Genomic DNA, 11736 nt, shown 5'->3' with positions numbered 1-11736 from the left:
CTCCCGCCCCCGTCATGCGGGGAAGGGCCGGGGAGGGGCAATGCAATGCGACGGGACGCGGTAAGGACACGATCATGCTGGGGCTTGCCCCCACCCTAACCCTCCCCCGTCCGGCGGGGGAGGGAATTCGAAGTCAGGACAGGCACCAGGCCAGGATGCTCTTCTGCGCGTGCAGGCGGTTCTCGGCCTCGTCGAACACGACCGACTGCGGACCGTCGATCACCTCGGCGGTCACTTCCTCGCCGCGATGGGCCGGCAGGCAGTGCATGAAGATCGCGTCTTTCTTGGCCTGCTTCATCAGGTGACCGTCGACCTGATAGGAGCGCAGCAGGTTGTGGCGTCGCGCGGCGCTGGGGCTGTCGGGATCCTCGTCACCCATCGAGACCCAGGTGTCGGTTACGACGCAGTCCGCGCCCTTCACCATCGACTCGGGGTCGTGGCCGATCGAGATGCGGCCCTTCGACTTCTCGGCCCACTGGACCACGTCGGCCGGCGGCTTCAGCTCGGTCGGGCAGGCGATGCGCAGCTCGAAGTCGAACTGCACGGCCGCATGGATCCACGACGTCGCCATGTTGTTGCCGTCGCCCGACCAGACCACCGATTTGCCCTGGATGGGGCCGCGATGCTCCTCGTAGGTCATGACGTCGGCCATCAGCTGGCAGGGATGGGTCTTGTCGGTGAGCCCGTTGATCACCGGCACGGTCGCGTACTTCGCCATCTCGAGGAGCTTATCCTCGACGGTGGTGCGCATCATGATGATGTCGACGTAGCGGCTCAGCACGCGCGCGGTGTCGGCGATGGTCTCGCCGCGGCCGAGCTGGGTGTCGGTGCGGCCGAGCATGATCGTCTGGCCGCCGAGCTCGCGCATGCCGACCTCGAACGACACGCGGGTGCGTGTCGAGGGCTTCTCGAAGATCATGGCGAGCGTCTTGCCGGTGAGCGGCTTGTCGTGCCCCCCGTTGCTGCGCGCCTTCTTCATCGCCTTGCCGTGATCGAGGATCTGGCGAAGCGTCTTGGGATCGACCTGGTCGAGGTCGAGGAAGTGCTTGGGCGTGGTCATGGGCGGCCTACTCGGCGGCCTTGGACGCAGCCTCGAACGACTGGGCGGCCTGCTCGAGGATGGCGATGCCCTCGTCGAGCGCGGCCTTGTCGGCGATCAGGGCCGGGAAGATGCGCACGACGTTCTCGCCGGCCGGCGGCACCAGCAGGCCGAGCGACTGCAGCTTGTTCACCATGTCGCCCACCGGGATCGACGCGGCGCACTGCAGACCCTGCAGGAAGCCCATGCCACGCTGCTCGACGAACACGGTCGGGTGCTTCCGGCAGAGTTCCTCGAGCTTGCCCTTCAGGTACTCGCCCTTCTCGCGCACATCATCGATGAAGCCGGGCGCCAGCAGGACGTCGAGCACCGCGTTGGCGACGCCGGTGGCCAGCGGGTTGCCGCCATAGGTCGAGCCGTGCGTGCCCGGGACCATGCCGACCGCCGCCTTCTCGGTCGCCATGAAGGCGCCGATCGGGAAGCCGCCGCCCATGCCCTTGGCGATCGCCGCGACGTCGGGCTTCACGCCCGACCAGTCGTAGCCCCACATCTTGCCGGTCCGGCCGAAACCCGTGTGGATCTCGTCGTAGAACAGCAGCAGGCCGAACTCGTCGCAGATCGCGCGCAGGTCCTTGAGGAACTGCACGGTGGTGGCGCGGATGCCGCCTTCGCCCTGGATCGGCTCGACCAGGATGCCCGCCGTCTCGTCGTCCACCATGTCGCGCACGACGTTGGTGTTGTTGAGCGGCGCATGGCGGTAGCCGGGCGCCGGCGGGCCGAAGCCTTCGAGATACTTCTCGTTGCCGGTGGCGGCGAGCGCGTTCAGCAGGCGGCCGTGGAACGCCGCCTGGAAGGCGATGATCTTGTACCGCTGGGGCTGGCCGTTCATGTACTGATACTTGCGGATCAGCTTGATGCCGCCCTCGATCGCTTCCGCGCCGGAATTGCAGAAGAACATCGTGTCGGCGAACGAATTCTCGACCAGCCGCTTCGCCAGCTTCTCGCCGTTGCCGACCCGGAACAGGTTCGACGTGTGCCAGAGCTTCGAGCCCTGCTCGGTGAGCGCCTTGACGAGATGCGGGTGGCAGTGGCCCAGCGCGTTCACGGCGATGCCGGAGGTAAAGTCCAAGTAACGTCGGCCGTCCACCGCGTAGAGATAGTTGCCCTCTCCGCGTTCGAACACGACGTCCTTGCGACCGTACGTCGGCATAACAGCCGTAATCACAGTGAGCCTCCTCCAAAAACCAAAAACCCCCGCCGTTGCGACGTTTCCGGAATGGAAATGCCGGCTTTTAGCGAGGGCCGGGCACTATCTTACCGGGGTCCGGGTGTGTCAACTTGGGGCGGCCGGCCCGGAAGCACACACCTTGAGGGGTTTTTACCCCTCTGCTACGACACCCGCCTTCCGATGAAAGTGCTGCCCACCCGCAATTCCACGCTCGCCCTGCAACGCGCCGGCTTCGCCTGCGTGCCCGCGATGCTCGACTATGCGGCGAAGGGTGAGACCGGGGTGACCTTTTATAATGCCAAGGGCGAGCAACTCTCGGCCTTGGCCTGGCGGGAGATCCGCGAGCGGGCCCAGGTCGTCGCCCGCAAGATGATCGGCGCCGGGTTCGCCCCCGGCGAGCGCCTCCTGATCACCGCCGATACCTGGCCGGGTTTCTTCGACGCCTTCTTCGGCGCCCAGTATGCCGGCCTGCTGCCCGTGCCGGTCTCCATCCCGGTCGGGATCGGCGGCAAGGACGCCTATCTCGACCAGCTTCGCCGCCAGTTCGCCGCCTCCGGCGCGGTCGCCGCGGTCGGCCTGGACGATCTGGCGGGCTATCTCGCCGACGCCGCGCAGGAATTTCCGGCGGTCCGCCTGCACGGCGGCATGGACGTGCTGTATTCCCTGCCCGAGAAGCCGGTCGACCTGCGGCCGCTGGGCGCCGACGACCTCTGCTACATCCAGTTCTCATCGGGCAGCACCCGCAATCCGCACGGCGTGCAGATCACCCAGCGGGCGCTGATGGCCAATCTCGCCGGCATGGTCGGCCCGTCCGGGCTGGGCGTGGTGGAGGGCGATCGCGCGGTGAGCTGGCTGCCGCTCTATCACGACATGGGCCTGATCGGCTTCCTGATGGCGCCGCTCTCGACCCAGATCTCCATCGACTATCTGACGCCGCGCGACTTCGCGCGCCGGCCGATGCAGTGGCTGAACCTGATCGCGCGCAACCGCGGCACGATTTCCTACAGCCCGAGCTTCGGCTACGACCTCGCGGTGCGCCGTGGCGCGGCCCAGGTGCCGGCCGATCTCGACCTCGCCTGCTGGCGCCACGCCGGCATCGGCGGGGACATGGTGCGGGCCGACGTGCTGGAGCGCTTCGCCGCGACCTTCGAGCCGTTCGGCTTCAATCGAAAGGCCTTCATCCCGAGCTACGGGATGGCCGAGGTCTGTCTCGCCATCACCTTCTGTCCCCACGATACCGGGGTGCGGACGGATGCCGTCGACCGCACGGCGCTGGCCGAGGCGCAACGTGCGGTGCCGGCGGCCGATCCGGGCGACGATCACAAGTCGCGTCGCTTCGTGATCTGCGGCCGCGTCCTGCCGGGACACAGGCTGGAAGTGCGAGATTCCGAGGGTCGGGTGCTGCCGGACCGCGCGGTTGGCCGCATCTTTGTCTCCGGACCCAGCATCATGCCGGGCTATTTCGGCGAGCCCGAAGCCAGCCGCGAGGTCCTGTCCGACGGTTGGCTCGACACCGGCGACCTCGGCTACATGCTGGACGGCGAGATCGTCGTCACCGGCCGCGCCAAGGACCTGATCATCGTCAACGGCCGCAACGTCTGGCCGCAGGACATCGAATGGGCGGTCGAGGCCAAGCGCGTCGTGAAGAACGGCGATGCGGCGGCCTTCTCGATCGACACCGGCGAGGGCGAACGCGTGGTCGTGGCGGTGCTGGCGCGCGTCTCGGGCGACGAGGCGCGGGTAACCCTGGCGCGCGACGTGGCGGGCGCGGTGCGCGAGGCGATCGCTGTCGACTGCGACGTGGCGCTGGTGCCGCCGACGCTCGGCCTGCCCACCACCTCGTCCGGCAAGCTGTCGCGCGCCCGGACCAAGGCCAACTACCTCGCCGGCCTCTACGCGCCGAAGCCCGCGGCCGCCTGACCGCTCGCCATGGGCAAGCTGGTCGCCGTCACCGGGGCCACCGGCTTCGTCGGACCTCACCTCGTCGCCGCGCTCGCCCGTCGCGGCTGGCGGCTGCGGATCCTGGTCCGCCGCTGGACCCCGCTGCCCTCGCTGGCCGGCGTCGATGCCGACCTCATCCTGGGCGATCTCGCCTCCGAATCGGCGCTCCGCGAGCTCGTCCAGGGGGCCGACGCGGTGGTTCATGCCGCCGGATTGATCAAGGCCAAACGGGAGGCAGATTTCCTGCCGGTGAACCGGGACAGCGCCGCGCTCCTGTCAGCGCTGGCGCCCGACGCGCATCTGGTCCTGCTGTCGTCGCTGGCCGCGCGCGAGCCGCAGCTCTCTGCCTACGGAGCGAGCAAGCGCGCCGGCGAGGCAGTGGTCGCCACCCGCAGCGGACCCTGGGCCATCGTCCGGGCGCCGGCGGTGTACGGACCGGGCGACCGCGAGACCCTGGCCTATTTCCGGGCAATCAAGTCAGGTATTGCGCCACAGCCCCGGCTGCCGTCGGCGAAGCTGTCGCTGATCCATGTCGCCGACCTCGCCGAGGCGCTGGCCCTGACCGTCGAGCGCCCACCCGCCCCCGGCACCTACGAGGTCGACGACGGCCGGGCCTACGGCTACGCCGACATGGCCGACGCGGCGGGGGAGGCGATGGGGCGCCGGCCGTGGCGGGTCTCGGTCCCGCGCGGCGTCATGGCCTGTCTCGCGTCGTGGAACGAATTCCGCCAGACGCTGGGGGCAAGGGCCCAGATCCTGACCCGCGGGAAGGTGAACGAGATCTTCCACCCGGACTGGTCGGTGGCGGACCGCGGACTGGCCGCAGCGATTGGCCTCGAGCCTCGTTATGACCTCACGTCCGGCTTCCGCGACACGATCTTGTGGTATCGCGCCAGGCACTGGCTATAGGACGCGTGAAACACGGCGTAACAATTTGTTATTTCACTAGGAATCGGTGTTTCTGGCACAACGTGGCCGCCCACCCCCGGGCCTTGGAGAGCGTTTTGCGCACTGCCCATCAAATGATCGTCGAAACCGACGGCATGACCGAGACCCTCGAACGCACCCGCGTCAGCGGCCAGTCGCGCGCCGAGGTCATTCGCGAGATCTGCCGTCACCTGGCGCCGTTCCAGACCGGCGAGCGCCCGATCACGGGCGACACGGTGATCGCCAAGGACCTCACCATCGATTCGCTCGCCATCATGGACATGGTGATGGAGCTCGAGGACCATTTCGACATCTCGATCCCGATGAATGTCGTGGCCGAGATCCATACCGTCGACCAGCTCGCCGACACCATCCAGAAGCTCTGCGCCCGGCGTTAGCCATGGGCCTGTTCGATCGGTATGAGGGCCTGCTCGAGGCCTATCGCGACGTTCGGACCACCGGGTACGACCCTTTCCAGATCCGCATGGAAAGGGTGCTGTCGCCGACCGAGGCCATCATCAACGGCCGCAAGACGCTGCTCGTCGGCACCAACAACTATTTCGGCCTGACCTTCGATCCCAGCTGCATGGAAGCCGCCATCGAGGCGATCCGCGCCGAGGGCACGGGCACGACCGGCTCGCGCATCGCCAACGGCAGCTACACCGAGCACGTGGCGCTCGAGCAGGAGATCGCCGAGTTCTACGGCAAGAAGCACTGCATGGTCTTCACGACCGGCTACCAGGCCAATCTCGGCCTGATCTCGACCCTCGCGGGCGAGGGCGACCAGCTTCTGATCGACGCCGACAGCCATGCCTCGATCTACGACGCCTGCAAGATGACGCAGGCCGAGGTCGTGCGCTTCAAGCACAACGATCCGTCGAGCCTCGAGGCGCGCCTGCGCCGGCTGGGCGATCGCCCGGGCAACCGCGTGGTCGTGCTGGAAGGCATCTATTCGATGCTGGGCGACAGCGCGCCGCTGCGCGAGTTCATCGACGTCTGCAAGAAGTACGGCGCCTACGTGATCGTCGACGAGGCCCATTCGCTGGGCGCGCTGGGCGACAATGGCCGCGGCCTCTGCGAATCGGCGGGCGTGCTGGACGACTGCCACTTCATCGTCGGCACCTTCTCCAAGACGTTGGGCGCCATCGGCGGCTATTGCGTCTCGAACGATCCCGATTTCGACATCCTGCGCGTCACGGTGCGCTCCTACATGTTCACCGCCTCGCTGCCGCCGTCGATCGTGGCGTCGGTGCGCCAGGCGCTGAAGGTGGTGAAGGCCAAACCCGAGCTGCGCACGCAGCTCTGGTCGAACGTGGCGACGCTCTACGAAGGCCTCGCCGCCAAGGGCTTCAAGCTGGGTCCCGAGCACGGGCCGGTGGTCGGCGTGCACCTGCCGGACCGCATGATCGCCATCGGTTTCTGGCGCGCCATGCTCGATGCCGGCATCTACGTGAATGTCGCCGTGCCGCCCGCGACGCCCAACGGCGTGTCCCTGCTGCGCTGCTCGGTCTGCGCGGTCCACACCAAGGAACAGCTCGAGCACATGGTCGAGGTGATGACCGGCATCGCCCGCCAGTTCGGCGTTCTCGAAGACCGCACGCTCCGCGTGGTTGGCGGCGCCCACTAGGGCGCGCCGGCCATGTTCACCCTGGCGCATCTCTCCGACCCGCATCTGCCGATGCCGCAGGCGCGCGTCCTCGATCTCCTCGGCAAGCGCGCCACCGGCTACTACAACTGGTGGCGCAACCGCGTGCAGCTTCACCGGCCCGAAGCACTGGCCGGCATCGTGGCCGACATCAGGGCGCAGAAGCCCGATCACATCGCGCTCACCGGCGACCTCGTGAACATCTCCCTGCCCGACGAGTTCGCGCGCGCCTCGAAGTGGCTCGAAGGGCTCGGCACGCCCGCGCAGGTCACGGTGATCCCGGGCAACCACGATGTCTACGTCGCCACGCGGTGGCGCGAGAGCCTGGGACTCTGGGGTGCCTACATCGCGGGCGACGGCCAGAAGCCGGCCAACGACTTCTCGGTCTTCCCGACCCTGCGCCGGCGCGGCCCGGTCGCGCTGGTCGGGCTGAACAGCGGCGTGCCGAAGCCGCCGCTGCTGGCGACCGGCACGCTGGGCGAAGCGCAGATCGCCGCCGCGGAGAAGCTGCTGGCCGAACTCGGCCGCGAAGGGCTCTGCCGCGTTGTGCTGATCCACCATCCGCCGCTCACCACCGAATCGCGCTTCAAGCGCCTGACCGACGCCGCCGCCTTCCAGGCGATGATCCGCCGCGTCGGCTGCGAGATCGTGCTGCACGGCCACAACCATCGCAGCGAGGTCGCGCGCATCGCGGGGCCACACGGCGCGGTGCCGGTGGTCGGCGTCACCTCCGCGTCGGCGGCGCCCGGCAGCAAGTACGGCCGCGCGCGCTACCACCTGATCGGCATCGAGCGGGAGGGCGCGGGCTGGCGCATCGGCGTCGACATCCGCGCCCTGGCGGCCGACGGCTCCGGCTGCGAGCCCGACGGCCGGCTGGTGTTCAACAGCGGCGCCCCGGCCGCCCTGGCAGCGTGAGGCGGCAATGGCTTCGTCCGACATCATCGTCAGCCCGGTCGAGTCGAAGGCCGACCTGAAGGCCTTCATCGCGCTGCCGAAGCGCCTCTATGCCGGCCACAAGGGCTACATCGCGCCGCTCGACGTGGAGCGCATGGAAGCCTTCACGCCGGGCAAGAACCCGCTGTTCGAGCATGTCGAGGTGCGCTTCTTCCTGGCGCGCCGGGCGGGCAAGGTCGTCGGCCGCATCTCGGCGCAGATCGATCGCGCCCATCTCGAGCGCTACAACGACAGCACCGGCCATTTCGGCTGTCTCGCCGCCGAGGACGATCCGGCGATCTTCGCCGCATTGCTTGCCGCGGCCGAGGCCTGGCTGCGCGCGAAGGGCATGAAGCATGTGACCGGGCCGTTCAGCCTCTCGGTCAACGAGGAGGTCGGCCTTCTGATCGACGGCTTCGACAGCCGGCCGGTCCTGATGGTGCCCTACGATCCGCCCTATGCCGGCCCGCGCGTCGAGGCGTGCGGCTATGCCAAGGCCAAGGACGTCTTCTCCTACGACTACGACGTCCAGAACGCGCCCGAGACGATCGGCGCCAAGCTGCTGAAGCGCGGCGGCCTCGAGGGCCGGGTGAAGGTCCGCACCGCCAACATGAAGATGTTCGACGCCGAGGTCCGCACCCTGGTGAACATCTTCAACGATGCCTGGAGCGACAACTGGGGCTTCGTGCCCTTCACCCAGGCCGAGATCGACCATGCCTCCAAGGCGTTCGGCCCGGTGATCGTGCCCGAGCTCGCGGTGTTCGTGGACGTCGACGACGAGAGCGTGGCCTTCATCGTGGCGCTCACCAACCTCTACGAGGCGGTCAAGGAGTTCGACGGCAAGCTGGGGCCGGTGAAGCTCGCCAAGCTCCTGTGGCGGCTCAAGATCGCCGGCGTCGGCAGCACCCGCGTGCCGCTGATGGGCGTGAAGAAGAAGTTCCGCAACCATCCGCTGCTGGGCGCCGGGCTGGCGATGATCGCCATCGATCACCTGCGCGCCAACGGCAAGCGGCTGGGCAAGACCTCGGCCGAGCTGGGCTGGATCCTCGAGGACAACAAGGCCACCAACAACATCATCCGCTCGGTCGGCGGCGTCCATTACAAGACCCACCGCATCTACGAGAAGGCGCTGGCGGGGTGACGTCGACGATCCCCGGGCCGGCGCCCGCGCCGCCGCCCCAACGGCCGCCCTCCGCCTTCGCGCCGCTCGCCAACCGCTCGTTCCTGGCGATGTGGATTGCCAACCTGATGTCGAACGTCGGCGGCTGGATGCAGACCACCGGTGCCGCCTGGGAGATGACCAGCCTGACGCAGGAGCCGATCTTCGTGGCCCTGCTGGCCGCGGCCGGCACGCTGCCGATGTTCCTGTTCTGCTTCTTCGCCGGCATCCTGGCCGACCGTTTCGACCGCCGCCGCTACATCATCTGCTGTCAGGTCTGGATGATGGGCGTGGCCGCGACGCTGGCGGTCCTGGCCTTCCTCGGCCTGCTCAACCACTGGAACCTGCTGGCCCTGTCCTTCTGCATGGGCCTGGGCAACGCCATGAACGCGCCGGCCTGGCACGCCGTGGTGCCGGAGATCGTCACCGGCCCGCAGCTCCGCCCCGCCATCGCGCTGAACAGCGCCGGCTTCAACCTCGCGCGCACCATCGGCCCGGTGATCGGCCAGCTGCTGCTCGGCCTGGTCGGAGTCTTCCTCCTGTTCGCCATCAATGCCTTCACCTATGTGGGCGTGATCTTCGCCATGCGGGCCTGGAAGCGGCCGGCCGAAGCGCGCGCCGCCCAGCGCCGCGAGACCTTCGGGCAGGCGGCCCGCGCCGGCATCGCCTTCGTGCGCGGCTCGGCCGAGCTGCGGGCCATCTTCGCCCGCGGGCTCTGCTTCTTCGTGCCGGGCATCGCCATGGGCACGCTGCTGCCGGTGATCGGCCGCTTCGAGCTCGGCCTCGACGAGTTCACCTTCGGCATCCTCTACGGCGTGTTCGGCACCGGCGCCGTCGCCGCGGCCTTTGCGCTGCCCACCGTCAACCGGCTGCTCGGTCCCGACCGCGCCAACATCTGGGCCATGGGCCTCTCGGCGGCGGCCACGCTGGTCGCGGCGCTCGCCATGACGCCGCTCGTGGTCGGCGCCGTCGTCGCCCTCAACGGCGCCTGCTGGATCACCGTGATCGCCAACAACGGCGCCTCGGTGCAGATGATCCTGCCCAACTACATGCGCGCGCGCGGCATGGCCGTTCACCAGATGGTGTTCTTCGGCGCCATGGTGCTGGGCGCGCTGCTCTGGGGGAAGATCGCCAACTTTTTCGATGTGCGCACCGCCCTCATCGGCTCGGTGGTGATGCTGGTGCCGCTGACCGTGCTCGCGGCGTCGATCAAGCTGCCCGGCGCGTCGGTGCCGCGCGTCTGACGCTTTCCTGTGATTTTTGCACCACAAGTCATCGCGAAATTTTCGAGGCGGGGCAGATTCCTCTTGTAACCATGTCGATTAGTTGTAGATAGCACCCGTACAAGACGCCCAACGCACGTGCCGCTGGCCCTCTGTGGTTACGCAACGACGGAAAGTGTTCTTTTTGGCAGTGCCGGCCATTCGCCTTCGGGCGATCAGAGCCGGGTCCGGGAAGGAGCTTCTGAGATGGTTGCTTACCGCGCGGGGCGCGTTCCCCGCTATTATGTCATTTGCCCGACCCTGGCTCGGGCCTCCTTCCTCGATCAACCGCACAAACGGATCTTGGCTCAGTCGAGTATCGGCTGACGTATCGCGCCACGCTTGGCGCCGTACGTCATCGGCCGATCCTTTTCCGACAAGCTGACTATCCTACGGGGAACCCCCCAGCGATGACCGAGCGTATTTTCCGTTACCTCCGCGAGCAGCAGCCCGAGACGCCGTGCCTGGTGATCGACCTCGACGTGGTCGAGAGCAACTTCCGGCGCATGCGCGAACTGCTGCCGACGGCGCACATCTTCTACGCCGTGAAGGCGAACCCGGCTGCACAGGTGCTGGCTCGTCTCGCCACGGCCGGCTCCAAGTTCGACACCGCGAGCCGCGGCGAGATCGAGATGGTGCAGGCGACCGGCGTCGCCATGGACCGCATCTCCTTCGGCAACACGATCAAGAAGGAAAAGGACATCGCCTGGGCCTACCAGCAGGGCGTGCGCCTGTTCGCCTTCGACAGCGAGGCGGAGCTGCAGAAGCTCGCCCGCGTGGCGCCGGGCGCCCGCGTGTTCTGCCGCGTGCTGGTCGATTGCGGCGGCGCCGAATGGCCGCTCAGCAAGAAGTTCGGCTGCGCGCCCGAGATGGCCAAGGACCTGCTGCGCAAGGCCAAGCAGTGGGGCCTCGACGCCTACGGCATCTCCTTCCATGTCGGCAGCCAGCAGACCGACCTCGACCAGTGGGACAAGGCGCTGGGCCAGGTCTCGCAGATGTTCTTCGCGCTCGCCGAAGAGGGCGTGGACCTGCGCATGGTCAACCTGGGCGGCGGCTTCCCGGCGCGCTACCGCTCCGAGGTGAGCGGCATCGAGGCCTATTGCGAGGCGGTGACCCGCGCGCTGGTGCGCCACTTCGGCAACCGCATGCCCGAGGTGATCCTGGAGCCCGGCCGCTCGATGGTGGGCGATGCCGGCGTGATCCAGAGCGAGGTCGTGCTGGTCTCGCGCAAGGCGGCGGGCGACCGCAAGCGCTGGGTCTACCTCGACATCGGCAAGTTCTCCGGCCTCGCCGAGACGATGGACGAGAGCATCAAGTACCGGCTGCGCACGCCCGGCGAGGGCACGCGCATGGGCCCGGTGGTGCTGGCCGGCCCGACCTGCGATTCGGCCGACATCCTCTACGAGAAGACGGAGTACAGGATGCCGCTGTCGCTGAAGCCGGGCGACAAGGTCGAGATCCTCTCGACCGGCGCCTACACGACGACCTATTCGTCGGTCGCCTTCAACGGCTTCGCGCCGCTCAAGGCGGTCTGCATCTGAACTGACACAATTCGGGCGTACGGAACGACGGGGCCTTGAGAAAGGCCCCGTTGCTGTTTTT

Annotated in this window: 10 protein-coding genes; 8 read left to right on the top strand and 2 right to left on the bottom strand. The window is 68.0% G+C overall.

Annotated features, from left to right (window positions below; all coding sequences use genetic code 11):
• Nucleotides 1-133: 133 nt before the first annotated feature.
• Together argF and LJ725_RS11995 are read right to left on the bottom strand one after the other, a co-directional pair.
• Complete coding sequence (argF, locus tag LJ725_RS12000; RefSeq protein WP_230550887.1) at nucleotides 134-1060, bottom strand: ornithine carbamoyltransferase; 927 nt, start codon at nucleotides 1058-1060, stop codon at nucleotides 134-136.
• Between the two features lie 7 nt (nucleotides 1061-1067).
• Complete coding sequence (locus LJ725_RS11995) at nucleotides 1068-2264, bottom strand: aspartate aminotransferase family protein (protein WP_230550886.1); 1197 nt, start codon at nucleotides 2262-2264, stop codon at nucleotides 1068-1070.
• Nucleotides 2265-2447: 183 nt separating this feature from the next.
• On the opposite strand from LJ725_RS11995, the gene LJ725_RS11990 reads away from it, so the two are divergent.
• From LJ725_RS11990 to LJ725_RS11955, 8 genes are all read left to right on the top strand, one after another.
• Complete coding sequence (locus LJ725_RS11990) at nucleotides 2448-4187, top strand: fatty acyl-AMP ligase (RefSeq protein ID WP_230550885.1); 1740 nt, start codon at nucleotides 2448-2450, stop codon at nucleotides 4185-4187.
• A gap of 9 nt (nucleotides 4188-4196) precedes the next feature.
• A complete protein-coding gene (locus LJ725_RS11985; RefSeq protein ID WP_230550884.1) occupies nucleotides 4197-5117 on the top strand; it encodes an NAD-dependent epimerase/dehydratase family protein in 921 nt (306 codons plus the stop codon).
• A gap of 113 nt (nucleotides 5118-5230) precedes the next feature.
• Entirely contained in the window at nucleotides 5231-5533 is a 303-nt protein-coding gene (locus LJ725_RS11980; RefSeq protein WP_230550883.1) for an acyl carrier protein, read from the top strand.
• Nucleotides 5534-5535: 2 nt separating this feature from the next.
• On the top strand, nucleotides 5536-6762 hold the full coding sequence (gene spt / locus LJ725_RS11975) for a serine palmitoyltransferase (protein ID WP_230550882.1): 1227 nt from the start codon (nucleotides 5536-5538) through the stop codon (nucleotides 6760-6762).
• 12 nt (nucleotides 6763-6774) lie between these two features.
• Nucleotides 6775-7695, top strand: coding sequence for a metallophosphoesterase family protein (locus tag LJ725_RS11970; protein WP_230550881.1), 921 nt, complete (start codon nucleotides 6775-6777; stop codon nucleotides 7693-7695).
• Between the two features lie 7 nt (nucleotides 7696-7702).
• Entirely contained in the window at nucleotides 7703-8854 is a 1152-nt protein-coding gene (locus tag LJ725_RS11965; RefSeq protein WP_230550880.1) for a dATP pyrophosphohydrolase, read from the top strand.
• Entirely contained in the window at nucleotides 8851-10116 is a 1266-nt protein-coding gene (locus tag LJ725_RS11960; protein ID WP_230550879.1) for an MFS transporter, read from the top strand. Before LJ725_RS11965 ends, LJ725_RS11960 begins: the two co-directional genes overlap by 4 nt.
• 428 nt (nucleotides 10117-10544) lie before the next feature.
• Nucleotides 10545-11675: a type III PLP-dependent enzyme gene (locus tag LJ725_RS11955; RefSeq protein ID WP_230550878.1), complete on the top strand. Its 1131-nt coding sequence runs from the start codon at nucleotides 10545-10547 to the stop codon at nucleotides 11673-11675.
• Nucleotides 11676-11736 lie beyond the last annotated feature (61 nt).

This window comes from Reyranella aquatilis (genome assembly GCF_020880995.1).
Taxonomy (GTDB): Bacteria; Pseudomonadota; Alphaproteobacteria; order Reyranellales; family Reyranellaceae; genus Reyranella; species Reyranella aquatilis.
Note: the sequence above shows the minus strand (reverse complement) of the source record. Positions and strands in the feature narration are given on the sequence as shown.